At 68.6% G+C, this 1649-nt stretch carries 1 protein-coding gene and 1 pseudogene; both read left to right on the forward strand.

Features of this window, described 5'->3' with window-relative positions:
* Window positions 1-1025, forward strand: a pseudogene (locus tag Dsi01nite_RS56750) (2-oxoacid:acceptor oxidoreductase subunit alpha); the annotation flags it as partial.
* Window positions 1018-1649 (forward strand): 2-oxoacid:ferredoxin oxidoreductase subunit beta (locus tag Dsi01nite_RS56755; RefSeq protein WP_203854861.1); only part of this gene is annotated, 632 nt, incomplete at its 3' end. The pseudogene Dsi01nite_RS56750 and the gene Dsi01nite_RS56755, both read left to right, overlap by 8 nt.

Genomic DNA, 1649 nt, shown 5'->3' on the forward strand with positions numbered 1-1649 from the left:
CCAAGCACAAGAAGTTCGGCGTGACCACCGTGCAGGCCGAGGACGAGATCGCCGCGATCGGCGTCGCCCTCGGCGCGGCCTACGGCGGCGCGCTCGGTGTCACCACCACGTCCGGGCCCGGCGTCGCGTTGAAGGGCGAGACGATCTCCCTCGCGGTGGCGCTGGAGCTGCCGCTGCTGATCATCGACGTGCAGCGGGCCGGGCCGTCGACCGGCCTGCCCACGAAGACCGAGCAGGCCGACCTGAACATGGCGTTGTACGGCCGGCACGGCGAAGCCCCGGTCGCGGTCATCGCACCCCGGTCCCCCGCCGACTGCTTCAACGCCGCGATCGAAGCCGCCCGGATCGCGCTCACGTATCGCACGCCGGTCATCCTGCTGTCGGACGGGTACATCGCCAACGGCTCCGAGCCGTGGCGGCTGCCGGAGGTCGCGGACCTGCCGGACCTGCGCACCGAGTTCGCGACCGAACCCAACGGTGAGGACGGTACGACGTTCCTGCCGTACCTGCGGGACCCGGTCACCCTCGCCCGCCCCTGGGCGGTCCCCGGCACCCCCGGCCTGGAACACCGCATCGGTGGCCTGGAGAAGGCCGACAAGACCGGTGACATCTCCTACGACCCCGCCAACCACGACTTCATGGTCCGCACCCGCGCCGCCCGTATCGACGGCATCGAGGTGCCGGACGTGGAGGTCGAAGACCCCGACGGCAACGCTCGGGTCCTGGTCCTGGGGTGGGGGTCCACCTACGGGCCGATCGGCGCCGCCGCCCGCGCGCTGCGCCAACGGGGCCTGCCGATCGCCCAGGCGCACCTGCGGCACCTCTCGCCGATGCCGCGCAACCTTGGTGCGGTCCTCGCCGCCTACGACAAGGTCGTCATCCCGGAGATGAACCTCGGCCAGCTCGCCGGCGTCATCCGCTCGAAGTTCCTGATCGACGCGATCGCCTACAACCAGGTCCGCGGCCTGCCGTTCACCGCCGCGGAACTGGAGACCGTGCTGGAGGAAGTGGTCAAGAATGCCTGAAGCGCTCAACCTCACCATGAAGGACTTCAAGTCCGACCAGGAGGTGCGCTGGTGCCCCGGCTGCGGCGACTACGCCATCCTCGCCGCCGTCCAGTCGTTCATGCCCGAACTCAACATCCCGCGTGAGCGGATCGTGTTCGTCTCCGGTATCGGCTGCTCCTCACGGTTCCCGTACTACATGAACACCTACGGCATGCACTCCATCCACGGCCGCGCCCCCGCGATCGCCAGTGGCCTGTCGGTGTCCCGGCCTGACCTGTCGGTGTGGGTCGTCACCGGTGACGGCGACGCGTTGTCGATCGGCGGGAACCACCTGATCCACGCCCTGCGCCGCAACGTCAACCTGAAGATCCTGCTGTTCAACAACAAGATCTACGGCCTGACGAAGGGGCAGTACTCACCGACGTCGGAGATCGGCAAGGTCACCAAGTCGACGCCGGCGGGGTCGGCGGACTCGCCGTTCAACCCGATCTCCCTGGCGCTGGGCGCGGAAGCTTCGTTCGTGGCCCGGACCATCGACTCGGACCGTAAACACCTGCAGTCGGTGCTGCGCGCGGCGGCCGAACACCGCGGATCCGCGTTCGTGGAGATCTACCAGAACTGCAACATCTTCAACGACAACGC

Origin of the sequence: Dactylosporangium siamense (genome assembly GCF_016862795.1) — a bacterium.
Lineage (GTDB): Bacteria > Actinomycetota > Actinomycetes > Mycobacteriales > Micromonosporaceae > Dactylosporangium > Dactylosporangium siamense.